This is a genomic window from Desulfothermus naphthae, from assembly GCF_054657475.1.
This window is the reverse complement of sequence record NZ_BAAHYQ010000001.1, coordinates 392,686-418,227: the sequence shown is the minus strand read 5'-3', so window position 1 is coordinate 418,227 and position 25,542 is coordinate 392,686. Positions and strand designations below refer to the sequence as shown.

Below are 25,542 nucleotides of genomic sequence, written 5' to 3'. Positions count from 1 at the left end.
TTAACAATACCGGAGAGTTTAAGATTTTGTATTTTCTTTTTTAATTGATTCATTTGAAAGCCCCCCACTAATTTCTATCATAATCTCTAAGATTATTACCATACCCGCCACCTATAGCAGATGTATCTATTTCAGCAGGAGTTTCAAATAACCCTTGTTCACAAATCTTCTTCACTGATTTAAAAGAGTAACAACCAAATTTATCTGCTCTAATGCATGCAGAATTTATTATGGAATCACTGTAATATCTACGTAAAGAAAGAACACCCTGAATAAGCCTAAGATATTCATTAGGCTTGTGGCTCTTTAAATTCTTGAAAAAAGAAACAGCACCCATGCCTATCTGACTACACTGTTGTTCATAATATTCTGAACTTCTTCGTTGTTTCCTCTTAGGTATATGTTCTTCTCTTGTTATAAAATTGCCAGTGCCTTTATCAATTGGATGGACTGCTATTTCATTATGTTCTCTATCATAGATTTTTAAAATATCTCTACCTGCTTTAATGGTTACTTCCTCACCTACATATTTATAAGGGACTGAGTAATAGTTATATCTATAAGAAACATGACCATATCTGTTAACTCGTCTGTTTTCTATTACATATGTTTCATATCTCTTTGGCGGAAGACTTATCATACAAGGCTTTTCTTTATTCTTAAACTCTTCTGCAGGTATCTTTCTCGTAGTACCGTGAATCCTCTTATTACAAGTGTTTTCCATCCATTCTTTGAGTTTTTTCCTGGCAGTTTCTAAATCTTTTGTTTCAAGAGATTTTAGAAAGTTATTTTTTACATACTTAATTGCTGATTCAACCTTGCCTTTTTCCTCAGGTCTTCTTACTTTGCAAGTAATTGGACTGCTACCATAATAAGAAAGCATGTTAGCATATTCATGCTGGATCTCAGGTTCATAAAAATTGGCCTTTAAAACACCAGATTTAAGATTATCTATCTTTACTATCTGAGGTACTGCTCCAAAGTATTCAAAAGCATTTATATGACACCTGATAAATGTAGGAACATTCTGGCTTGTTACCAATTCATAATAATCATATCTACTAAAGCTTAGCCTCATACAGAATATCCAGGTCTTGACCTTTTTCCCACCATAGTTAAAATAACCAGCATAACCAAAATCTACTTGAGCTTCTTTACCAGGTGGGGAAACTATAGGGACATAAGTATCTCTAGGGCCCTTTAGTTTCCTCACATATTTTTTCACCCCGCTATAAGAAATATCTACACCTTTTTCTGTTAGTTTCTGATGAATTAATACTCCTGAAAACCCCTTCTCAAGATAGCCAATAATCTCTTCTTTATAAGTGTCTAATTTACTTTTTCTCTTCATAACAGGAGTCTTTATTTCCCCATTTTTCACCCTATCTCGTATTTTGCGGACAGTCTTTCGGTCAATGCCAAGATCTCTAGCTATAGCTGAAATACTCTTACCGTGCTCAAGCATTGTTTTTACAGTGTAATACATAGCTACCCCCTTCATCTTTATTTCACCTCCGAATAAAATATTTTCAGAGGTGATTATCATATCAGGTGGGGAATTTTAAGGGCCTTTTCCTGGGGAATTTATTTTACCTTTGACAGATATATTCTGGAGAAGGATTTTCTAATATAGAATTAATATATGGAAAAAAAACAGTAATTTGGGGGGTAGGTAGCAATTATAAATATTGTCTTTCTCAATGGTTAAAAGATAATTTTAATAAAATCAAATTTATTGGTTTTGTTAGTTCATGGAAAGAACATTGGGGAAAAAAATGTGATGGTTTTCCCATATTTAAACCTGAAGAATTATTAAAGTTAAAACCAGAAGTTATTATTATAGCAGCTCAGCAGGTTTATAGGATTTCTATTTTAGAGAAAATAAGAACTATAGGATTAAAGGACGTGATAATTAAATAAAAAAGAAAAATTTAAAAGAAGAAAAAGGGGACATGTAAATAATGCACATTTGGGTTAGTGGGTTGATGAGTTAAATATTCAATGGAGAGATTGCGGGCTAGCTAATTTTGAGTATTTTGACGTATCAGGCTTTTCGGTGAGTTTGACAGAGAAGAAGTGAGAGGTTAGTTTTAGTAAGAGAAAGAGAAAAGGAGAAAGGATCACTTTTAATAAACTGTTAAATAAATGAAATAGGAGAAAAAAATGATAAATGTAGAGAAATTAAAACTTCAATATATATTGATGAAAATGGCAAAAAAACATCAGTTATTATACCTTTTTCTGAATTTATTGAATTGCTTGAAGATTTAGAAGATTTAGCTATAGTTGCTGAAAGACGAGAAGAACCAACCATCTCACATGAGGACCTATTGAAAGAATTAAGAGAGGAAAGTCTTGTATAAAATAGAATGGAAGCACTCAGCCAGAAAAGAACTAAAGAAACTCAACAAAAATGATATTCCAACAGTAGAAGACTTATCACTAAATCCTTATCCTTTTGGGATTAGAAAGTTACAAGGTTGTGAATATTTTATCGTATTAGAGTAGAATTGTATATTCTGTTAAAAATGAAATATTGGTAATTGAGATTATTAGGATTGGACACCGTAAAGATATATATCGGTGTGCTTATGTCGGCAAGTGACCTTAAACGTTAGGAGAGAGAGACTATGTTAGTAAAAAATCAGTATTTTTGGCAAAATTTATTGAAAAGATATTGGAATTACGTTCCTCTAAAAAATATTCCATTAGAATTAGAGTTGTTTAGAATTTGTCTTGATGACTTAAAGGCAATGTCTCCATGTGAATGGTATGATTTTTTGTTAAATAAATATTTAGAAAAAATTAAAAAAATGGGGCCGGCCAGGGCGAGGCAAATAATGCCTAACTTTTGCTGTTAAATATATAATCTTCAAAGAATATATTAATCGTGTTAGAGGTAAATTTTGATCAATTTATTGAGTATATAAGAAAAATATTAATAAATATCCTATTCTTGTTTTATTTTTCAATTAAATAAAATATCCAATCTAAAATAAAAATGGAAACTTCAGGAATAGAAGAATTTGCTTTTTTAAAAGGATTAGTGAAACTTTTACGTCCTGCGAGGATTCTTGAAATTGGTACATCCATTGGATTAGGTACTTTAAATTTTGCTAGTGAAATGTCTCCAAAAACTGAAATTTGGACTATAGATATTGAAGATAAAAGATGTGATAAATTAAAAAATTTTTCAGGAGATGTAAAGATCAAATTTATAAAAGGAAGATCTCAAGATATTTTACCTCAATTTGTAAAAGAAAAAATAAAGTTTGATCTGATTTTTATTGATGGAGATCATCATTATAATTCAGTTAAAATAGACTGGAAATATTGTTCAAAACTTTCTGATGGGATAATTTTTCACGATGTTCTTCAATATAAAGGAGTTTATCGTGTAATAAAGGAAATTCAAAGATCCAATATGTGGAATGTGGTTATTTTAAAATATCCTCCTATTACTCTAATCGATTTAGAGAATAAAATAAATTATCAGTCAAATAGAGTACCGGGTATAGCAATAGTTACAAAAACTATAGAATTTAAAGACAAATCATTTTTAGATTTTGAGATACCATCAAAATATTCAAAAATAAAATTTAAAGAACGGAAAGATTTCTTTGTTAAGTGTAATAATATTGGACTTTTTAAAGACGATATGAATTTATATGATATAGAAATTTTGTTTCATGTAATTTGGAATTATAAACCTAAAGCAATTTATCATATAGGACATATAGGGACTTCAGCAACAATATTATTTATGGACTACCTTTTAAATAATGAGGCTGTTTTGTTTCTTTGGGATGTAAGTAATAATTTTTGGTATAGAAAAAAGAAAAACTTGCCGAAGGAACTTTTACCTGCCTTAAAACAAGTTAAAATTATTAGTGAAATAAATATTGAAAATAATAAAAAAATTTTCATATGGATAGATGAATGGTATACTAAATCTTTTTATGAAAAAGATTTAAAAAACATCATTACTAATATTGGACCTTACACCTTGATTGGAATCAGAGGTTTTAGTCCAACAGATAACCATCCATTAAAAATAAGTATAGGTAAATCTCAATGCATAAATCCTCGTGCACAAAATTTTGCTAAATGGTTAAAAGATAATTTAGAAATATTAGAATTAAAAACAGAACAAGCTTCTCCAGAAGCTGTATATGGCGATTATGTAAATGCGGGACATTGGATGTATATTTGGAAAAAGATATCTTAATTTTAAGTTATCATACAGGGGATTAGGTTTTATGAAATTTTGTGATTTTTTAAATTTAATAGGGATTAAAAATTTAAATAAAGAGCGTTTTGAAGATTGGAATTTATCTAAAAGAAAGCAAGAAATAATAGAGAAAATAAAGTCGAGTGAGAAAAATATAGTAATTTGGGGAGCATCTAGTGGAGGGAAAGGTGTATTAAAATTCATTCGAGACCTAGGTAGAGAACCTGATTATTTTGTAGATATAGATAAAAATAAACAAGGTAAGGTATTGGAGGGGATAAAAATATTTCCTCCATCCAATATAGGTGAAAATGATTTAGTGCTAATAGGAAGTATTTTTGAAGATGAAATATCACGTTTTTTAGAAGATATGAATGTTGAATATGTAAAAGATATTATTTATATTTTAAATTTTGAAACACCACTATTTAATTTTAGTATTTTAAACAATCACTTGGAAGAATTAAGTGCAGTTTTCAACTTGCTTTCAGACAAAGAGAGCAAAATGGTTTTCTCTTCTTATATAAAATACATTTTGACTACTTCTCCATTACATATACAACGATCTAAATACAAACAATATTTTCATCCTCTGGTAAGACCAGAAAAAGGGGATATAATAGTTGACGGTGGTGCTTTTAATGGAGATACTGCATGTGAATTTTTAACATATGAGCCACATATAAAAAAGATCTATTCTTTTGAGCCTGATAATGAAAATTTTTTAGAACTTGTGCATAATTGCAAAGACAAAAGAGTTGTTGCAATAAAAAAGGGACTCTGGAGCGAAAATAAAGAACTTACATTTAATTGCGGTCGCGGTTCAGGCAGTTATATTGGTGCTGGAAATAAAAACACGACAAAAATTCAAGCTGTCTCATTAGATAGCTTTTTTAAGGACAAAGCACTGCCCGATTTAATAAAATTGGATATAGAGGGCAGTGAATTGGAGGCATTAAAAGGCGCAAGAGAAATAATAAATAAAAAACAGCCAAAGCTTCAAATAAGTTTGTATCATGAGCCACCTCATCTTTTTAAGATACCACTTTTCTTAAAAGCAATAAATCCAAATTATAAATTTTATTTGGGACATCATTCTGGATTATTTATGGAATTGGTTTTATACGCGATTTAAATGAGTTAACATGATTAAATCTATTTTACTTTACTTAAAAATTTGTCTTGATTTTTGAGTAGTGAAAAAGAGAGATGCAAATAATTCACATTTGGTTTGTGAGTTTATTGGGTTAGAGGGTTGATGAGTTAAATACTTCAATGAAGAGATTGGGGCCAGCTAATTTTGAGTTTTTGACGCTTCAGGCTCTTCGGTGAGTTTGACAGAGAAGAGGTGAAAAGTTAGTTTTAGGAAAAGAAGGAGTTGAGGAGGCAGTATGATATAGCCTCAAAGGTAATATTGTCGCATTGTAAGAAGGCAGTGTTGCAAGAGTTGTGTGGATTGAGGGTGAAGGATGCTGAACTCATAGAGGTACGTCCCCCGGAAACAGCATCGCTAAGGAGGTCAGATTTTGTTTTAAAGGCCCTTTTTGAAGATGGGACAGAGAAAATGGTGTTACTGGAACTGATAACTGCATGGAAGAAATATTTGCCACTGAGGACACTGGAGACGAGATGTCGTCACTTGCTGGAAGAAGGGCTTGAGATAGTGACAATAATGATAGAATTAAGGCGATGTTATGGAGTAAAGGATTATTATCATGACAATGAGGTTGATTTCAGGTATAAGGTGGTAAAATTATATGAAATGGAAGCAAAAGAGGTTTTGAGAAAGGGAGTTAAATGTTTGTATCCCTTTGTGCCGTTGATGAAGGGAGGCAGTGAGTTGGTAGAAGAGGCAGAGAGGGGGCTATATAAGGGAGAAGAAAGTCGTGCATACAAGGCAGATATGTTGACAGGGATGACAATTATGGCTGGTTTAGTATCAGAAGAGATGGCATTAAAATTGTTACAAAGGAGGAGGGATATCATGATAGAATCAGCAGCGTATGAGTTAATAGGGCAGGAGAGGTATGAAGCTGGTATGCAGCAGGGATTGCAGCAGGGATTACAACAGGGATTGTTGTTGGATGCCCAGGAGATGTTAGTAAATGCCCTGGAGGAGCGGTTTGAGATAGTGCCGCAGGCCATAGTTAGAAAAATCAAGGGAATTGAGGATAGAGAAGTGATAAAGGGTTTGTTCAGATTGGCCCTGCGAAGTAATTCTTTGGAGGAGTTTGAGAGTAAATTGGAAAGGGCTATAAAGTGATGTGGTGAAGCAATTATCAGCTACATCAATTTTTCGGTGAGTTTGAGGATTGTCTTATCAGCGTGGTAGGTTAATACTAGTATATCCACAAGCAGGACACAACATGCACCCTTCTTGAAAAGTAATCTCTTCTCCACATTCTGGGCATACAGGTCTTTTCAAAGAGGACTCCATTTGAGAATTATTTCTATCTTTACTTTCATATAAAAAAAAGAGACATGCAAATAATATAACAGTGCCAGGCGAATAAAGCTTGATTTTTTTTAAAGGTTTATGGAGGCATAATATGCATTGTTTAAGTCCATGGATTGAGATGTCATTACATTGTTCTGGTTATGGAAAAGTTGGCTGCTGTGCTTTTAGTGGTATACCTTTTAAGTTTCAAGAACCTTATAACATATTAGACTTATGGAATAATATATATTTTCAAAAATTAAGATTTGCTATTGCGAATAAGCAATTAGATGATACAGGTTGTGAGCGATGTAAATGTGCTTTTAATGATGACCGAAATATAAATATTGATGATTGTAATAAAAGACAGATAGAAAATTATAAAAAAATAATGGACGAATATAAACATAATAAATTGATACTGGAAGGTTACCCTTTAATGTATCAATTTAATTTTAATTCTTCATGTAATTTAAAATGTATCATGTGCAACCAGGCTGATATAAGAGATATTCATGTGTTTGATGAAAAGTTATCTGCAGAATGTTTATTGAAAAATAAAGAGATACTTTCTCATGCAATTACAATCAGAATTTCAGGTGGGGAGCCGTTATGTTCTTCAGAATGTATAAAATTTATGAAAGCATTATGTACAGATGAAGATTTAGTAGATGTTGAATTAGATTTAACTACTAATGGATTAGTACTTGAGAAAGTTTTTGATTATTTTGTTCATAAAGATAAAATATCAATTTCTATAAGTATGGATGGCATTAGTAAAGTTTATGAATACATACGAAAAGGGGCAAAATGGGAAAAAATAAATTCTGTCATAGATAAATTAATCAATTTGAAACAAAAGTATAATAAAAAATGGAAGATCAGTTCTGTATTCATATTAATGAAATCCAATTTGCCTATTTTAGTAGATTATATCTTATATTGCCTTGAGAAAAAAATAGAACCTAAATTTCTACTTCTGAGTCCTACTAGGGATACATACCAGGAGGATCTAATTAACAATCCAACTCTACTTAATGAAGTAAAAAATTGGGAAATTATTATTAAAGACTCTATAGATATATTAAAACCTAAAATTTGCATCATAAGATAATGTTTAGCTTGACAATATAGTGAATTAATGGTATAAAGTGTTTCAAATAGGAAGTATGAAGGAGGCACTGATTCTATGCGTAGATTCCATGTTAAGTTCACTGAAAAAAATCTTACGGGCAACGCCGGACTGGTATTGCTGGGCCTGTTTGCTGACAAACTGAAGCTTCCCAAGATGCTTGAGCAACACATTACTATTAAGCGGGGAGCTACCGCACAGTATAAGGTTTCCGACATTATCATGATTTTGATGATGGCAGTGTTAGCTGGGGCTAAGCATATGAGCCATGTATTTATCCTAAGATCTGATTTAGCATTGAGGTCGCTTTTTAAATGGGAAAGGTTTCCTGACTATACTACCATAAATCGGGTTTTTAAGTTGTTTAATCCCCCACATTGCAATGAGCTCTCCGATGTAGAAACAAAAGTGCGCAAAAAGGTTTGGGGTAAAAAATGGTTTAGCCGCCTCACTTTAGATTTGGACTCTACAGTGCGTGGGGTGTATGGGAAACAGGAAGGTGCCGAGAAGGGTTACAACCCCAAGAAGCCAGGACAAAGGGGATATCATCCGCTACTTTGCTTTATTGCTGAGACGCGGGAATGTCTTCACAACTGGTTTAGAGCCGGAGATGCTTATTCAGCCAATGGTTGTGTAGAGTTTATGCAAGAGTGCTTTGCCAAGCTTCCAAGGAGAGTCTGGAAAATTATTGTACGTGCAGATTCCGCCTTTTTTAATGGAGAACTTTTAGACTACTTAGAAGAGGCTCATGCTTTGTACTTAATCAAGGTTAAGATGCGAGGACTCACTTCAGCTTTTAGAAGCTCAGAAGTGGCACAAGGTTAAAAATAGACCTGGCTATGAGAAGACCGAATTCACATACAAATGTGAAAGGTGGAAGCACCCCCGCCGGTTTGTGGCCGTACGTCAAGTAATAGAGAGCAAATTTAGTTGCTTTTTTTTCAGCGTTACAAAGACTGAGTATGATTATTTTTGTTATGTAACAAATATGAACCTGAGTCCCTGGGACGTCCACAGGTATTATTGCCAACGGGGGGCCAGTGAAAACTGGATTGAGTGGTGTAAGGGACAGATGGCCTCTGGAAGCATTTTGACACAGGATTTTTGGGCCAACTCCGCCATATTCCAGACCTGTATTCTGGCTTACAATCTACTGGTTTGGATGATGTGGCTCAACGATGAAGATGGTTTTAGAGAAGGGCCCAACACAATCCGCATGTTTCTAATCCATGTTCCAGCTCGGCTGATGCATGCGGGACGACAATGGTTCCTTCGATTATCGAGGGATTATTTTTTCAAAGAACGTTGGATAAAGATAGAAAATTCCATCCGGTCATTACAATTTGCTTAATCTTTTTTTGAGAGTATCCTCCAAAATAGGATTTTGCGTAAGTCCATGTGCAGTGGTGTGCCTTTACACACCCGTAAAGAGTGCCACTGACCGCAGCTTCTACCTGAAAAAGCCTTCCAAGTCACAATGAGGGAGACATATCCTTTAACATAACAGCTCCATATCTAGGTATCTCTGTCCAGAACAATCAGTTGCTTACGATTGAACTGTAATTGCAGATTTTAGCCCAAGTTTGTCAAAATAATAAGATTTTTATAAAAAATTTGGTTGATTTTGTGATGCAAAATGCTATAATCTGTTGGAATTATTGAATTAAATTTTTTAAAAACTGAATGTAGTGGTAGAAAAAATATTTCGCATCTTGACAAAGAAAAACCGATTTGATATAATCCTTACCTATGTTTATCCGCAAAGTTAGAAAAACCGATCCCAAATCTGGAAAAACTTATTTCTACCATCAATTAGTAGAATCTTACAGAACCCCTGATGGTCCCAGGCAGAAAACTATTTTAAACCTTGGAAAACTGGATCTGTCCAGGGAGGAGTTAAAATTTCTTGCTAATAGAATTGAGGAATTATTAAAAGGACAATTGTCGTTATTAAAAGTCCCTGAAAAAATTGAAAAACCTGCAAGACGCTTTGCAGGTTTAATAAGAAAAAAAGCTCTTCAAAAGAGTGAGGAGAAAACAAAACATGAGGCTCATTGGAAGATGGTTGATGTTGCTTCAGTAAAAAACGAAGATGTCAGATGTGTTGGAGCAGAAGTTGTAGGGGCCTGGGCATATGATAAACTTATGATTACAAAAATTTTAAAGGAAATAGGTTTTAATAGAAAGGATATAGATAGAGCAAAAGTTCTTATAGTTGGGAGTCTGATAAATTGTGGGAGTGAGAGGGAAATTCATAAATGGTTTCACCGGTTAAGTGGGCTTGATGAGGTAATGAATATTGATGCAAAAGTGGTATCGCTATCCAGTTTATATAGGACTCTGGACAAGCTGATAGCCAATAAAGAAGCTATAGAAGAGAAAGTGGTAAAAAGAGAAAGAGAACTTTTTGGTCTTGGAGAACAGCTTATTTTATATGATCTGACTAATACATATTTTGAGGGGAAGGTTACAAGCTCAGAATTGTCAAAGAGAGGTCTATCTAAGGAGAAACGAAATGATAGGCCATTAGTGACAGTAGGTATAATACTTGATGAAGATGGTTTTCCCAAGGCCAGCAGGATTTTTCCTGGTAATGTGTCGGAAGCCTCAACACTGGAGAAGATTTTAGATGATTTTTTTATAAATTCTCCAAGATCGCTTACAGGCAAGCTTACAGTAGTTATAGATGCAGGTATAGCCACGGAAGAGAATTTAAAACTAATCAGAGCCAAAGGACTTGATTATATATGTGTAGACAGACGACGAGTAAAAGAACTTCCCTCAGGTGAAGAAAGTATAGTTCATGAGAGTAATAGTGGCAAAGTATATGCGATCCGAGTAGAAGAGCCTGAAGAGGTATTTTTATATTGTAAAAGTAGCGGTAGGGCCAAAAAGGAAGAGGCAATAAAAAATCGTATTCAACTGCGCCTGGAAAAAGATTTACAAAGGCTCAAGCAATCTCTTACAAGAAAAGGAGGAATCAAAAGTTATCCGAAGGTACTGGAGAGGATAGGAAGAATAAAAGAGAAATACAGCAGTGTGTCGCAATTTTATGAGATTAAAGTAAAGGAAGAGAATGGCAAAGCAGTGGATATTTGCTGGAGAGTAAGAGATAAAGACAAACTTCATGTAAGATTTTCAGGAGCGTACAAACTTAGAACTTCCAGGACAGAGCTAAGTAATAAGGAATTATGGGAGATTTACAATCTTCTTTCAAATGTAGAAGCATCATTCAGGAGCCTAAAGAGTGAACTAAAATTAAGACCAATCTATCATAGAATAGATAAACGAATAACAGGTCATATTTTTTTAACCATATTAGCTTATCATCTGCTTTGTGTTATTCAAAGGAGATTGAGACAAAGAGGGATTTCAAAATTATGGGAAACAATAAGAAGAGAGTTAAGTACCATAATTAGAGTAACCACCACTATGATAACCCAGGAAGGTAAAACAATCCATCTGAGACAAATAACAGAATTAGAATCTTTTCAACTGGAGATATATAATGCCCTGGAACTTCCTTTAAAGCCTTTATCTAGCATTTTAAAAATTAATTGATAAATTTGTAGTGAAGAAAAAGATGATTGAATTCAATAATTACAATATCTTACAAAAAAAAGTGACAAACTTGGGTTAGGATAAAATCAAATTTATTGGTTTTGTTAGTTCATGGAAAGAACATTGGGGAAAAAAATGTGATGGTTTTCCCATATTTAGACCTGAGGAATTATTAAAGTTAAAACCAGAAGTTATTATTATAGCAGCTCAGCAGGTTTATAGGATTTCTATTTTAGAGAAAATAAAAACTATAGGATTAAAGGACGTGATAATTATATAAAAAAGAAAAATTTAAGTGGAAAATTCAGGAACAAGAGAAAAAAGAAGAAAAAGGTGACATTCAAATAATGCACATTTGGGGTTGTGAGTTTGTTGAGTTTATTGGGTTAGAGGGTTGACAAGTTAAATATTCAATGAAGAGATTGGGGGCAGCTAATTTTGAGTATTTTGACGCATCAGGCTCTTCGGTGAGTTTGACAGAGAAGAAGTGAGAGGTTAGTTTTAGTAAGAGAAAGAGAAAAGGAGAAAGGATCACTTTTAATAAACTGTTAAATAAATGAAATAGGAGAAAAAAATGATAAATGTAGAGAAATTAAAACTTCAATATATATTGATGAAAATGGCAAAAAAACATCAGTTATTATACCTTTTTCTGAATTTATTGAATTGCTTGAAGATTTAGAAGATTTAGCTATAGTTGCTGAAAGACGAGAAGAACCAACCATCTCACATGAGGACCTATTGAAAGAATTAAGAGAGGAAAGTCTTGTATAAAATAGAATGGAAGCACTCAGCCAGAAAAGAACTAAAGAAACTCAACAAAAATGATATTCCAGCAGTAGAAGACTTATCACTAAATCCTTATCCTTTTGGGACTAGAAAGTTACAAGGTTGTGAATATTTTATCGTATTAAAGTAGAATTGTATATTCTGTTAAAAATGAAATATTGGTAATTGAGATTATTAGGATTGGACACCGTAAAGATATATATCGGTGTGCTTATGTCGGCAAGTGACCTTAAACGTTAGGAGAGAGAGACTATGTTAGTAAAAAATCAGTATTTTTGGCAAAATTTATTGAAAAGATATTGGAATTACGTTCCTCAAAAAATATTCCATTAGAATTAGAGTTGTTTAGAATTTGTCTTGATGACTTAAAGGCAATGTCTCCATGTGAATGGTATGATTTTTTGTTAAATAAATATTTTTTATGGAAATATACAAATGGAAAAATTAGAAGCTATTTAACGAAACAGTTTGAAAGTGCTTATTTTAATAATAAGACTTCACTAGATAAAATTAAAAAAGAGATTCTTGTTATAGATCCTTTAGAAATCCGAGAATCTATTGCAACTGTACTTAAAATTAAGGGAATAGGAGTAGGTGGTGCTACAGGCTTATTAAGTTTAATATTTCCCAAATATTTTGGCACATTAGATCAATTCCTGGTTATTGCCTTACAAAATATAAGCAGTTCATTGCAGAATATTAATCCAAATAACTTAAACTTAGATGATGCTGTAAGATTAACAAAGATTTTAAGAAAAATATCTAGTAGTTTAAATAATACAATAATTATTAATTGTTTTCGTGTGATTAGAATGAATAAGATGGGAGAATATTGTATTGAGATTTTTGCTAGTAATCAGCAAAAATTTGAAAGTTCCCTTCTTAAGTTGTTAGGTTGGTTGTTAAATCAAAAAGGACAAGTACCGAGTAAAAAGACTTTACTTTAGAAGAGGAGGCACCTTAAAGTTACCCCAATGGTTTATAGAAGTATGTAAAGCGCTTGAAATTCAAATTATTTTTATTGATGAAGATCTAGAACAGATTGATGGAATAGTAACTAGCTGGACTCCCAGAGCTATAGATATGGCTCTATGGGTGTTACGACATTTAGATAAAGATGAGGTAAACAAACTGTTACATGAATACAATGATGACAAAGTTATAGATATAGATAATTTTGAAATATGAAGTTACATTTTAGAAAAAATTAAAAAAATGGGGCCGGCCAGGGCGAGGCAAATAATGCCTAACTTTTGCTGTTAAATATACAATCTTCAACGAAAAGTAGCGCTAAAGATAGGAAAAAAACTTTTATTATTACTCGGTTAATAAAGAAGTTAAAAAATTTCTTCATGAACTAGCTCTTGTTTGGGGGATTGTAATAAGCTGTATATGACTTTGAATATAAAAATGTTGAGGATGAAATATAGAGTCATATAACAACGTAAGCGAGACATTTTAAGGAGCAACTTTTTTATGAAAAAAAATACTTTTGAATTAAAGGAACTAATACTTGAAAATAAGGAAATTAAAAAAGCTTATTATAAAAAAAAATATTTTGATTTTGTATGTAATTTGAGAGAATGGTGTTACGAGCATAGTTGTATTGCTTCAAAAAAAGTGAGAGATAAGTTCAGCCTTCCCGACGTTGAGGTAATAGAGATTGATCGTGCAGATATAACGGCAACACTCTATAAAAATTTTAAAACAGGTTCTCTTTGTGGAGGAACTGCTTGGTTTTTGACACAAGTCTATAATCTTTTTGAATTAAAGGCTACTACATACAATTTTGGTTTAACTTCTATAGGTCTTACACATGTCGTTACTATTGTTAAGGTCCCTGATGTAGAAATTTATTCTATTCAAGATGCTTATTTTAATGTTTATTATATCTATAATGATAATCCTGCAAATTTCTTAGAATTAATGAGATATACTAAATTAGATAAATGGGGCATAGTTCGTGGAAGAAAAAAATATAGATATGCTTTAATATGTCCTAGTGAAGAATTCTCTTATTTAATAAAGAAAAAAATTGAGTTTACTTGGAAAAATGCGGAAAAATGGTTTGACAATATGGTTAATAAATATAAATTATCTATAACCAATTTTTTTGAACTAATTTTCATGCCATTAAATTACAGTCCTATTTCAGAAGTAAAAGAAAGAACTATTATTAATTATTTGAAAAAACTTTCAAATAAATACAACACTAATTTGAAATTTGGCATTCAATTTATGGACCTTAAATCCCTAGCACAATCTTTTTCTAAGGAGATTGAACAGTTAAAATTGAAAAAAATAGAAACAGTTACTTTATATGGTTATAAAGGCTATGGCCAAATTTTATTAAAGTGTTTAAAGAATTATTTTCATTTTCATATTACAATAGTGGATGGAAATAAAAATTTACAAGGACATCATTTTTCAGGAGTATTGATACGTCCTGTTGAAGATTTATCTGTTTTAAAATCTGATTTAATAATAATATGTTCTATTGCTCACGAAGCAACAATGATAGAAAATGTAAAAAGATTTCGTAGAGACCAAGAATTTCAGTTAATTACAATAAAGAAATTATTAAAAGACCAAATTCACCTTGTTGATTTAGTGTAAGGGGAAGGTTGTGGCAATAATTTTGTGTAAAAAATTTTATTAATAGGAGATGGTTTAAAAGTATATATGAAAATACTCTCCAAAGTGTTTGGAATTGATAAAAGGGACATGCAAATAATGCACATTTGGGATTGTGAGTTTATTGGGTTAGAGGGTTGACAAGTTAAATATTCAATGGAAAGATTGCGGGCCAGCTAATTTTGAGTATTTTGACGTATCAGGCTTTTCGGTGAGTTTGACATAGAAGAAGTGAGAGGTTAATTTTATGTAAAGAAGGAGAAAACGAGAAAGGATTACTTTTATAGTATCCTTCAGAACTTGATATAATAGGAACGATTTGATATAATGAATATTTATGAAAGGGGAACGTATTAAGGTTAAAAATGCAGAAGAGCTAAAGGAAAAATTAAAGGGTGAGAAGAAAGACAATATTTTGGTAAAACTTATTTTTCTAAATCTTATAAGAGAAGGGATAGATTTTGAAAAGGCGTGTAGCGGTTGTGGGATAGCCCAATCGACAGGATACTTATGGATAAGGGAATGGAACCAAGAGGGTTATAAAGGGATAAAAGGTAAAGGAAGAGGAAAAGGGGGAGGAAGGCCAAGTAGGCTATCAGAGGAAGATTTAAAAAAGCTTAAGGAATTACTTAAAAAGAGAGCTTATTGGACTACAAAAGAAGTAAGGGCATTGATAAAAGATACTTTTGATATAGAATACTCCCAAGACCATGTAGTAAGGATATTGAGAGATAAGCTTAAGATGCATTTTTCTAAACCATATCCGATGGATTATAGGAAACCAAAAGATGGAGAGAAGATATTAGAGAATCAACTTCAACTTACTTTTTCTCTGTTAAAGGAGAAAGGATTTAAAGAAGAGGAGATAGCAATAGGTTTTATAGATGAAACAAGTCCGCAGAACACCGCCAATACAGTAAGGGTATGGAGTTTTGAGAAGACAAGAATTATAAAAAATACAACAAAGTTCAAGACAAACACAATAGGTTTTTATGCTATAAAAGGAGAAAGTGTAAAATCATTTTTAGAAGATTCAAAAGGCTTATCAATAGCTAAGTTTTTAGAAAAGATAAGAGAAGTAAATAAGAGATATAAAGCGATAGTAGCAATAATAGATAATTTTTCATCCCATAAGAGTAAAGTAGTAAGAGAGAAGGCATCTGAGTTAGATATTTATCTAGTCTATCTTCCCCCTTATTCACCAGAGTTAAATCCTATTGAGTATATCTGGAAAAGTATAAAAAGAGTGCTTTCATTAGTTTTTGTAAAAGATATAAAAGAGATGAAGGAGGTTATATCAGAAGCAGGGAATAGGTTATGTAAAAAACTAAGTTTTGCTAAAAGTTGGATAGAAAAATTTTTAAAGGGCACCCCATATTATATGAAATTGTGCGGATAACTATAATGTTATGTTTAAACTCAGTCCTCACTCCACAACCTCCCAATATCCGCCCTTATCAGGGCCTACTCTCTTAATCTCCCGACTTTGACAGTTAGAGTAGGAAATTAGTGGAATTTGGGGGTATTTTTTTATAAAAGTTTAATCAGATCAGTTACATATATTTTTTATCAAAAAATTTTGTAGTCCTAACTTTACAATATTAATACTTTTTTATTGACTAAAAATAAAGAATTTATTAACATATCTATGCAGTCTAACTAAAGGGGGGAGTATGTTCCTTAAAGTTTCTAAGGTCAAAGGCTATGAATATGTTCGCATTGTTTATTCTTATAGAACTGAAGATAATAAAGTTAGACATAAAACCGTGGCTAATCTCGGTAGGGCCGACAAGCTCCATCTTATGTTTCCTGCTTTTGAAAAATTGTTCGAACTCTATGCCCAAAATGTTTTTACTTCTATTGATAAAATTAACACTCAAGAGGCTTGTATTAAAAATTATTCTTATATTATTATTAAAGAAATCTGGAATAAATATAAATTGGGTAATTTTTTTTCGAGTCTATTAAAAAAAAGAAGAGTTGCTTTTGATTTTGTAAAAACGGTTTTTACTTTGGTGATAAACAGATTGTTAGTAAGCGAGTTATCTAAGTTAGGGTATTTTAATAATAAAGATATGTTTTTATATCTTAATGAAGAATTATCTCTTCAGGATTTATACAAAACTTTAGATATGTTAGAAGAATGCAAAGAGGAATTAGAAGAATATTTATTTCACAGGAGTTTAAAATTAATAGATAGGGAATTAAAAGTATGTTTTTTTGATGTAACTACATTATATTTTGAGAGTAAAAAAGAAGATGAATTAAGGAAATATGGTTTAAGTAAAGATCATAAAAATAATGAAGTTCAGATAGTTCTCTCATTATTGATAGATTCTGATGGATTTCCTATAAGTTTTGATATATATGAAGGAAATAAAGCAGAAAGTAAGACGTTGTTGGACAGTCTTGATAGGCTAAAAAAGAAGTATAAATTAGAAAAAATAATCGTAGTTGCCGATAGGGGTATAAGTAATTCTTTGAATTTAAAGGAGATTAAAAAAAGGGGATATGAATATATAGTAGGATATAAGTTCAAAAATACTAAAATCCAAGATAAAATATTAGATAAAGAAGGATATGAAGTTATAACATATAATGAGAAAGAAGGAGTCTATGCATATAAGGAATTTGAGGTCCTAGAAAAAAGAAAGGTAAAGACTTCAAAAAGTTATCAAGAGATTGAATTAAATCATAAAATAGTAGCTACATATTCAGATAAAAGGACATTAAAAGACAAAAAAGAAAGAGATAAATTAATTAATAAAGTTATAAAAAAGCTTCAAAAAAATAAAATAAAAGGTAAAGAAAAATATATAGAAAAATATTGTGATGGTGGCAAAGTTAGATATAGATTAAATTTAAAGAAAATAGAAGAAGATAAAAAATATGACGGATATTATACTTTGGCGTGTTCAGATGTTAATATGCCAGCACTAAAAGTGATAAAAATCCATAAGCAAATATATAACGTTGAAAGTGCTTTTAGAGAATTAAAGACTGATTTGAATATAAGGCCTATTTATCATTACACTCCTAAAAGGATAAAAGGTCATATTATAGTCTCGTTTTTAGCCTATTTTTTATTAAAACATATAGAACATAGATTAAAATACAATAAAAAAACTCAGGACATGGTAATTACTTCAGCTGGTATAATAAATGCTTTAAAAGAGATAAATGCAATAGAAACAGACATAAATGGTAAGAAATATTATCTCAAAACCAAACATAATAAATTGGCAAGTAAGATGTTTGAAATTTTTAAAATAAAAAATATGAAACACATAATGTCTGAAGAGGAAATGAAAAAATATCTCTTTCCATCACTCTAAAGGTTTGTAGGTAAAATTCCCTCATTTTTAAAATTATAACATGCTAATATAATTGATTTTTAAACTTTTTAACTATCAAAGTCGGGTAAAAGAGATGAAGGAGGTTATATCAGAAGCAGGGAATAGGTTATGTAAAAAACTAAGTTTTGCTAAAAGTTGGATAGAAAAATTTTTAAAGGGCACCCCATATTATATGAAATTGTGCGGATAACTATAATGTTATGTTTAAACTCAGTCCTCACTCCACAACCTCCCAATATCCGCCCTTATCAGGGCCTACTCTCTTAATCTTTCTGTCCTCTTTTAACTTTTTAATATCCCTTTTTATTGTCTTTTCATTAACTTTTAAAATTCTTGAAATTTCTTTAATTGTGATTTTAGGATTATTTTTCATCAATCTTATTATGTTATCTGGTCTACTTTCTGGGACATTTTCTGGGACATTTTCTGGGACATTTTCTATTGTTTCCCTTTTTAAAGTCACTCTAAAACCATCTCCTTCATCTTCAAATATAACATTATCGCCAAGAATACGCCTAATTTTGTTAATACCAGAGCCAATCTTTTCAACCAATCCCATTCTATAAACAAGATCAGCCAGAAGAGGATTTCTTGTTATGCTTTTTTTCCCAAGAAGTTCTTTTTCAAACAGCAATCCACCAGGATTTGATACTTCAACCCTATCTTTGAAAATCTCTATTAAAATTCTCCCCTCACTGAAATAGTCTCTATGTACCATTGCATTTAAAACAATTTCTCTTAAAACTTCTTCTGAAAATTCTGGAATATCATAGCGTTTTAAACCTTTGATTATGGATTTTACTCTTAAATTTCTTAATAAAAATTTTATTATTCCAGCAAGATTTGTTATAAAATCCTCCTCAAAATCCTGTCTATCAAGGATGTCAATTCTTTCATAGCCTTGATACAAAACAGCAGTTATAACTGAATTTAGAAAAAATTTTCTAATTGATTTTGCAAAAAACAAGACACCTGCGTTGGTTAGCACACCATCTTCAAGTAAGTTAAGGTTTTTTAAATATGTTCTATGCCAAGACTTTTATCAATTCTGGCATTTTCCACAAATCCACTAAATGCTTTATCATTAAAGTCTTCAATTAAATTAAATTCATGATTTAACTTTCTATCAAATCTTATCAGGTTGGTTTTTTGGAAAAAATTTCTTATTTCGTCCCTTGAAAGTTGTTGAGAATTTGCTCCCTGTCTTAAATAACATCTGCCATTTACAAAATATGGTTTTTCTTTCCCTTCAGGAACATAAATAACTGTTAAATTTTTTATTTGTTCAACATTAACAATTAATGATGGTTCAAGATTTCTTGCATAATTTTGTATTTTTGATTTTATGTTGTTTGTTAATTTAAAACCAACAATTTCACCTGTTTTATCCCTAACACCAAGTATTATCTTACCACCAGAAGAATTGGCAAAAGCACAAATATCTTTTGCAATGGAATCACTTATTTTTTCTTTAAATTCAATTGTATAACCTTCTCCTATTTTGATAATTTCAACAATATCCGAATACATCATACTTCAAACCCCATAATTTTCAAAGAAGAGTATTATTCTTCTGGCACATTTCCGCTTTTTCAATTAGTTTAATTTCTGAAACAGCAGGAGTATTTCTTTATTTAGATACTTAATTATTTTGTAAAACAAGCTTTATATCCTCGTATTTACGTTTCCATTCCTTATAGGCTATTTCATATCCTTCCCATAAAATAAAATCGTCCCACCATTCAAAATTTTCTTCTTTGCTTTCTAACTCTTTTTTAAATTCATCTAAAGTTTTCCTGTATTTTTCTTCAAATTGTTTGCATTTTGAGCGATAAAATTCAACTTTAGTAAGAGCTTTATCCAACAGAAAAAAAAGAATTTCTTTATCTTGAAGATCTTTAACCGCAGTTTTAGGTATCTTTATAGTTATGCTTTCCAATTGCATAAAGGTTCCCCTTTACTGATTTTATACATCTCTTACTTCAAACATCCTTTTTAAAAAACTCTTCTCATGAAGGGAAAATATATTTTCTTTATTTTCTTGATATAATGTAAAATTTTGTTACCCTCCTCTTTCTTTAACCTCTACCACATAAGTTAAATCCTTGCCATCATCTGCTAAATTTTCAACTCCACTACTTAAAATAATTCTCACTTTATCTGTTTCTATATATCTATCGTGGTATTGAGAATCATTAAATGGTGGTCCCTTTACTGTCCATTCAGAGTGTAATTCTTGCAATTCTCTTTTTTTCTCTCCAGAAATACTTTTTTCTGAATTCCTTTCACCACAAGTAGTTAATATAGTTATTTTTATGTTCTTTTTAGGAAAAATTTGCTCAAAAATTTTCTTACATTTAGCCCAGCATCTATCCCTTGCCAAATATTTATCAACAATCCTTATATGTTTTGCGTCTTCCAAAAGAGCTTTAATATGTTCTCTAGCTTTTTTTCTACAATGATTAGCCTTATATGTGGCGGTAAAATTAGTTTTTATTTCATCTGATATTATATTAACCGTAACAAAAGGCTTATTTTCATCTCTGCCTGTAAGCATAAGTTTTAGCCGAGTCATTTTCACCAAGTCTTCTTCAGAAATTTTTCCAACAGGGGACATTAAAGGATCACTTCCTATTTGTTTGCTTATAATACCTATGTCGCTTGAATGAATTGGTAATTGATTTAATTGGTTTTCAGAAACCAGGAATGGATGAATATATTTAAAAAGTTTTCTTATTTTTTCTTTATCAAAAGAATTACCATACCTATATTCCCAATAATGCCTGACGAGTTCATTACTTAAAGCCAGGTAACTCACTCTATTTCCCCCTATTTATTTCGTATATCTCTTTTAGAGTTGCATCATAAAAACCTTCAGGAAAACCCGAATCACCACTTTCTCTTTTAAAAAAACCTCCCTGTGTTATTTCGATTTTTTCAAAACATTTATCTTTAAGACCTTTATAAAATAAAATTACATCGTTAGAAGAGAGAGTTTCTTTGAAAACTTCATACCTTATTCTATTAAGAATGTGGTCATTATGAGTTTCTATAACAAGTTGAATACCTTTAGAAGCAATAAAGGCAAAAAATTCACCCAACATCGCCTGGGATTTTGGATGAAGATGAATTTCTGGATTTTCTATGAGGATAATATTATCCTTTTTTGCTGATAAACACGCTATCAAAATAGCTACTAGATAACTTACACCAATACCGATATTTTCAGGAGAAAATTCAAATCCTTCTTCAGTTTTGTAAAAAGATTGTACTAAGTTAGAAGATATTTTTTCTGTATAAAATTCTAAGTTGAACCCTATGATTCTTTTTAACCAATAATTTACTTGTGTTTCCAAGGTATAACTTGAAGAATCTTTAATAAGTTCTTTCTCTATTGGCTTTCTTTTATGTATCTCAAAATAACTCGGAACATATTGTCCATAAATTCCAAAATTTTTTATATCAATTAAAGGATTTTGTTTTTGAGGTCTTACTCTATCTGCATTTAGGTAAAACAGATTATAGCCATAGGATAATTGGTTAGGAAACTTAAACTTTTCAATATGCTGTGCTAGTTTCTCTTCTTCTTGGGAAAATGTAACATCTATTTCTTCATCATTATCAAATTCTGCTTTTAAACAGAATTCCTTGGCATTCTGTAATTTGTTTGTTAATTCAGTTATGTTCCCCAAAGAGTGAAGATATTGTAGAATTTCATGAGCGAAAGGAGTCGAAATTGCAGGATTATGTCCTAAAAATAATATCGCTTGTATGACAGAAGACTTTCCACTGGAATTTTCCCCGGTTAAGATAGTTAAATTTCTAAATTCCATATCTTCTTCAAACAAGCACTTAAAATTTTTAATAATAAGTCTTTTTAGCATATCTCCTCCAAAATTGTATCCATTTTAGAAAAACGTATTTTTACACTTGGTGTACTATCAACTTTTTCTGTTAGGGCATGTAAGAAATCTTTATCTTTAAAAAGATTTTTTATTTTTTCTTTTACAATCTCTTCTTTTTCTTTTACACACGCATGACTCATTAGATAACTCAAACTCTCAAATAATGCCATATTTATTGGTCTTTTTCTGCCACTGCTGGGTATCCTAAAAGCATTTTCCCCTAAAATTTCGTAGGAATTTTTCATTGCTTGAATAAATATTTTTTTTATTTCTTCAATTTTATTATTTTGCATTTCGTTTATTTGTTCCATCACTTCCTTTAAAAAATCGTCAATATCGCTCTTATATTCGTAATTGATTTTTCCTTTTTTCCATAAATAAAAAGAAATAAACCGAAGAATTAAATATCTATCTTTCATTCTTTTTGAACTAATAGAATAACCAGTAGCTTTTTTAAAATATTCCACTTCTGCTAATTCTTTTAATAGGATGGTTGATTTTCCCTGATATAAAGCATTTCTCATTTCCTGCTTATTTAAAACTGTACCTCCTCTATTTATTCTATCAAATATATCAAGTCTAACCCTTTCTGGAGTTTGTGGTTTTATCACATATATAGTAATTTGATAATCTTCCAATCTTGCCTGGTATTGTGGCTCCAGATCTTTAAATTTTTTGCCTTTTAAAAATAAAAGGATAGGTGCAGAAGTTATTGAAAATGTATTATTTAAATACTCAAATAAAGCTGTAATCCTCTGTTTACCATCAACTACATGTAAATTCCCTTCTTTATCTTCAGCAAAATACATTACAGGGAGAGGTATACCCATTATAATAGATTCTATTAGTTCTGACTTTTGCTTTTTAGTCCATACATCCTCTCTTTGAAATTCTGGATCTAAAATTAGAGTTTTTCTTTGTTCATATTGTCTTTTTAACTCATAAACTGAATATGTATCTTTATTAACTTTTACATCTGTTGGATAAATATTTTTACCTTTCTCCAATTCTTTGCCCGCATCTAAGGTATCTTCGCCTTCAAAATCCATAACTTTTTTTGCCATACTTATTCTCCTGATTTCAGTAATTATTCGTACCCCACGTATCTGATCCCCTGTGTGTACTCTTAATCCCAAAAGGTAATCAAAGGTCTCTATAAAATCCACTTTAACCAGGCGGGTATCGTCAACAGAAGGCTTTGTCAATCTCTTCAGGAGTGCAAGGGGCGAATAATAACTTATAGGAATGGAACCATATCTGCCGTCCCCTCTAACTTGAGGTGGAAATTTTTCTGTTCACTGTTCACTCTATAATACCTGCTCTTACAATTTAAGTTGTTTTAATTTTTCCTCAAATTCCTGTATGGAGTCTACTCTAATAGCCAGTTTATGCAGAGTCTTTAAAACATCCCTGTCCGCAATACTTCTAATTTTAACAGACAATTCTGGTTCAAGGAGTCCAAATCTCTCTATCAAGGCCTCGAGAACCATTTCTTGAGCATCTAAGACCATGCCTTTAATCATCCCTTGCTCTTCTCCTTGTTTCTGCCCCTCTAATAGCCCTTCGATACGGCCTTGTTCTATCCATTTTTCTGCAAGTGTTGGCATAATGTCTGCCTCCTTTTTTATTTGCTTTATTGCTTCTGTTATATCTTTTTCTTCTATTTTATCACTAGCACTGGCTATATAGGAGAGAAGTGTTTCTAAATATTGAAGAGGTGTATTGCTCTCACCAAGGTCTTTAAAAAGACTAAAAATTCGCTTTAGATGTTTCCCTGGTTCAGGTGTTGTAAGATATTTTAGTGCCATTAAAGTGGCTTTTAATATCACTCTCCCCTTGATCTCTTCATCTGATAGAGTAGACAAGTCATAAAGTAAATAATTAAATTCAGGTATATATTTATTTAGCTCTGTTTCTATTTCTCCAAAAAGATAGGAAAAATTTGTTTTAATCATCCATCTCCTATGTCCATTATAAATCACAAGAGGAATAATAACTGGAAGGATAGGCTCATGGTGTTGTTTAAGATAAAGGTCCCAGATCTTCACCATATAACGCAAAAGTTGTAGACCAGTAAATCTTTGTGGAGTGCTTTTGTGCTCAAAAAGCAAATAAATAAAACCAGGTCTGGAGCTTAGCTGGACTTCATACAAAAGATCAGAAAAATGTTCTTTTAATTCTTCATCTACAAAGGAATCCTTGACAAGACTAAGGGAATCAAAATCAATTAATCTGCAAATATCTTGAGGTAGATAATTTCTTAAAAAATCTTCAGCCTGCTCTTTATGAGAAAAGACTTCCTTAACAAATGCATCATGGGGATTTTGAATATACCTTTTGTCCATAAATTTTTTGATAAAACACCTTTGAAAAGATGGCAAGGGGAGTTTTGTTTGATCTTCTTACTTGAGAGGGAAATTTTTCTGTTCACTGATCACTGCTCACTCTTTATTTGCCTGGCACTTTTTCGCTTTATATCCGAATACATCATACTTCAAACCCCATAATTTTCAAAGAAGAGTATTATTCTTCTGGCACATTTCCGCTTATATACTGTTCACTCTTTATCTGCCTGGCATTTTCGCTCGTTCAGCCTGCTCTTTATGAGAAAAGACTTCCTTAACAAATGCATCATGGGGATTTTGAAAATACGAGAGTGTTTACATTTAGATAGAAATATAATATAAGTTATCCCAACCAAAATAATGGGAGGGAGAAAATGGTTGTATGCAAGCATTGTAATTCAACGCAAGTCGTCAAAAATGGTTTTGTTCGTAAAAAACAGCGGTATCTCTGCAAGAACTGTTCACGAACTTTTGTGATAGGAGATGCAAGGAGAAAAGAATCTCTGAAAGTAAAAAAAGCTCTTGCAGTTATTCTTTATTCTCTTGGTAAAGCATCATTTGGCTTTTTAGCTAAATTATTTGGAGTTTCTCGTTCATTGACTTACCGATGGATAAAAGAGGAAGCCGAATCACTTCCAGAACCAGTTATATCTAATGAGATAAAAGAAATAGAATTTGATGAGATGTGGCATTTTATCCAGTCAAAAAAAACAAAATATGGATTATCAAGGCGTTGGATCGTAGCAGAGGGCGAACTATTGCCTGGGTTATTGGCAATCGTGATGCTTCAACCTTCAGACGGTTATACAAAAAACTTGAACAATTGAAGGACTGTGTTTTTTATACAGATGATTGGGAAGCTTTTAAGAAGGTATTGCCGCGAGAGCGCCATATAATAGGAAAAAGAGGAACAGTGACAATAGAAAGAGATAATAGCAATACAAGACATCATCTTGGACGAATGACACGTAGGACGAAAGTTGTATCTAAAAAGGAAGAAATGGTTCATGCATCAATGAAATTATGGCATGCATTAACTGATCCTGAAATTTTTGCCCAATATCAGCAAAGATTTTTATCTATCTTTAGGTGAACACTCTCGAAAATACTTTTTGTCCATAAATTTTTTGATAAAACACCTTTGAAAAGATG

At 31.5% G+C, this 25,542-nt stretch carries 24 protein-coding genes and 1 pseudogene; 17 read left to right on the top strand and 8 right to left on the bottom strand.

The genetic code is table 11. The features are described from left to right. Positions 1-67: 67 nt before the first annotated feature. The gene (gene istA, locus ACYQ1E_RS01980; protein WP_459874997.1) at positions 68-1,501 is read right to left on the bottom strand and encodes an IS21 family transposase; all 1,434 of its coding nucleotides are present in this window, start codon (positions 1,499-1,501) and stop codon (positions 68-70) included. Between the two features lie 101 nt (positions 1,502-1,602). Between istA and ACYQ1E_RS16285 the strand changes: the two genes are divergently transcribed. The 15 genes and pseudogenes from ACYQ1E_RS16285 to ACYQ1E_RS01905 all read left to right on the top strand — a co-directional run bounded on the left by ACYQ1E_RS16285 (position 1,603) and on the right by ACYQ1E_RS01905 (position 18,119). Beyond that, positions 1,603-1,920, top strand: coding sequence for a hypothetical protein (locus ACYQ1E_RS16285; protein ID WP_488193117.1), 318 nt, complete (start codon positions 1,603-1,605; stop codon positions 1,918-1,920). Between the two features lie 435 nt (positions 1,921-2,355). Further along, entirely contained in the window at positions 2,356-2,508 is a 153-nt protein-coding gene (locus tag ACYQ1E_RS01970; protein ID WP_459874996.1) for a type II toxin-antitoxin system RelE family toxin, read from the top strand. 122 nt (positions 2,509-2,630) lie between these two features. Beyond that, positions 2,631-2,861, top strand: a complete 231-nt coding sequence (locus tag ACYQ1E_RS01965) for a hypothetical protein (RefSeq protein ID WP_459874995.1) — start codon at positions 2,631-2,633, stop codon at positions 2,859-2,861. A gap of 140 nt (positions 2,862-3,001) precedes the next feature. Beyond that, positions 3,002-4,228, top strand: a complete 1,227-nt coding sequence (locus ACYQ1E_RS01960) for an O-methyltransferase (protein ID WP_459874994.1) — start codon at positions 3,002-3,004, stop codon at positions 4,226-4,228. 31 nt (positions 4,229-4,259) lie between these two features. Further along, complete coding sequence (locus ACYQ1E_RS01955) at positions 4,260-5,366, top strand: FkbM family methyltransferase (RefSeq protein ID WP_459874993.1); 1,107 nt, start codon at positions 4,260-4,262, stop codon at positions 5,364-5,366. A gap of 243 nt (positions 5,367-5,609) precedes the next feature. Further along, a complete protein-coding gene (locus ACYQ1E_RS01950) occupies positions 5,610-6,494 on the top strand; it encodes a hypothetical protein (RefSeq protein ID WP_459874992.1) in 885 nt (294 codons plus the stop codon). 286 nt (positions 6,495-6,780) lie between these two features. Continuing rightward, the gene (locus ACYQ1E_RS01945) at positions 6,781-7,782 is read left to right on the top strand and encodes a radical SAM protein (RefSeq protein WP_459874991.1); all 1,002 of its coding nucleotides are present in this window, start codon (positions 6,781-6,783) and stop codon (positions 7,780-7,782) included. Between the two features lie 75 nt (positions 7,783-7,857). Next, positions 7,858-9,151, top strand: a pseudogene (locus tag ACYQ1E_RS01940) (IS1380 family transposase). Positions 9,152-9,549: 398 nt separating this feature from the next. Continuing rightward, positions 9,550-11,361, top strand: a complete 1,812-nt coding sequence (locus tag ACYQ1E_RS01935) for an IS1634 family transposase (protein ID WP_459874990.1) — start codon at positions 9,550-9,552, stop codon at positions 11,359-11,361. 85 nt (positions 11,362-11,446) lie between these two features. Continuing rightward, entirely contained in the window at positions 11,447-11,641 is a 195-nt protein-coding gene (locus ACYQ1E_RS16280) for a hypothetical protein (protein ID WP_488193116.1), read from the top strand. Positions 11,642-12,127: 486 nt separating this feature from the next. Then, positions 12,128-12,280: a type II toxin-antitoxin system RelE family toxin gene (locus ACYQ1E_RS01925; protein ID WP_459874989.1), complete on the top strand. Its 153-nt coding sequence runs from the start codon at positions 12,128-12,130 to the stop codon at positions 12,278-12,280. A 145-nt stretch (positions 12,281-12,425) separates the two neighbouring features. Beyond that, on the top strand, positions 12,426-13,097 hold the full coding sequence (locus ACYQ1E_RS01920) for a hypothetical protein (RefSeq protein WP_459874988.1): 672 nt from the start codon (positions 12,426-12,428) through the stop codon (positions 13,095-13,097). A 529-nt stretch (positions 13,098-13,626) separates the two neighbouring features. Continuing rightward, positions 13,627-14,766 carry a hypothetical protein gene (locus ACYQ1E_RS01915; RefSeq protein ID WP_459874987.1) on the top strand — a complete coding sequence of 380 codons (1,140 nt, stop codon included), beginning with the start codon at positions 13,627-13,629 and terminating at the stop codon, positions 14,764-14,766. A 355-nt stretch (positions 14,767-15,121) separates the two neighbouring features. Then, positions 15,122-16,183, top strand: coding sequence for an IS630 family transposase (locus ACYQ1E_RS01910; protein ID WP_459874986.1), 1,062 nt, complete (start codon positions 15,122-15,124; stop codon positions 16,181-16,183). A gap of 274 nt (positions 16,184-16,457) precedes the next feature. Next, a complete protein-coding gene (locus ACYQ1E_RS01905) occupies positions 16,458-18,119 on the top strand; it encodes an IS1634 family transposase (RefSeq protein WP_459874985.1) in 1,662 nt (553 codons plus the stop codon). A gap of 238 nt (positions 18,120-18,357) precedes the next feature. Here the strand turns inward: ACYQ1E_RS01905 and ACYQ1E_RS01900 are convergent, their stop codons facing one another. From ACYQ1E_RS01900 to ACYQ1E_RS01870, 7 genes are all read right to left on the bottom strand, one after another. Beyond that, positions 18,358-19,107 (bottom strand): ATP-binding protein, encoded by a 750-nt coding sequence (locus ACYQ1E_RS01900; RefSeq protein ID WP_459874984.1) that lies wholly within the window; start codon positions 19,105-19,107, stop codon positions 18,358-18,360. A gap of 47 nt (positions 19,108-19,154) precedes the next feature. Next, positions 19,155-19,673, bottom strand: coding sequence for an AlbA family DNA-binding domain-containing protein (locus ACYQ1E_RS01895; protein ID WP_459874983.1), 519 nt, complete (start codon positions 19,671-19,673; stop codon positions 19,155-19,157). 109 nt (positions 19,674-19,782) lie between these two features. Next, entirely contained in the window at positions 19,783-20,085 is a 303-nt protein-coding gene (locus tag ACYQ1E_RS01890) for a hypothetical protein (RefSeq protein ID WP_459874982.1), read from the bottom strand. A 117-nt stretch (positions 20,086-20,202) separates the two neighbouring features. After that, entirely contained in the window at positions 20,203-20,958 is a 756-nt protein-coding gene (locus ACYQ1E_RS01885; RefSeq protein ID WP_459874981.1) for a hypothetical protein, read from the bottom strand. 1 nt (position 20,959) lies between these two features. Beyond that, positions 20,960-22,024, bottom strand: a complete 1,065-nt coding sequence (locus tag ACYQ1E_RS01880) for an AAA family ATPase (protein WP_459874980.1) — start codon at positions 22,022-22,024, stop codon at positions 20,960-20,962. Beyond that, positions 22,018-23,109, bottom strand: a complete 1,092-nt coding sequence (locus tag ACYQ1E_RS01875) for a DUF262 domain-containing protein (protein ID WP_459874979.1) — start codon at positions 23,107-23,109, stop codon at positions 22,018-22,020. Before ACYQ1E_RS01875 ends, ACYQ1E_RS01880 begins: the two co-directional genes overlap by 7 nt. Positions 23,110-23,367: 258 nt before the next feature. Further along, a complete protein-coding gene (locus ACYQ1E_RS01870; RefSeq protein ID WP_459874978.1) occupies positions 23,368-24,390 on the bottom strand; it encodes an Rpn family recombination-promoting nuclease/putative transposase in 1,023 nt (340 codons plus the stop codon). A 374-nt stretch (positions 24,391-24,764) separates the two neighbouring features. Here ACYQ1E_RS01870 and ACYQ1E_RS01865 point away from each other — a divergent pair, with 374 nt between their 5' ends. Further along, positions 24,765-25,217, top strand: a complete 453-nt coding sequence (locus ACYQ1E_RS01865) for an IS1/IS1595 family N-terminal zinc-binding domain-containing protein (protein WP_459874971.1) — start codon at positions 24,765-24,767, stop codon at positions 25,215-25,217. Beyond that, positions 25,124-25,483: an IS1 family transposase gene (locus ACYQ1E_RS01860; RefSeq protein WP_459874973.1), complete on the top strand. Its 360-nt coding sequence runs from the start codon at positions 25,124-25,126 to the stop codon at positions 25,481-25,483. Before ACYQ1E_RS01865 ends, ACYQ1E_RS01860 begins: the two co-directional genes overlap by 94 nt. Positions 25,484-25,542 lie beyond the last annotated feature (59 nt).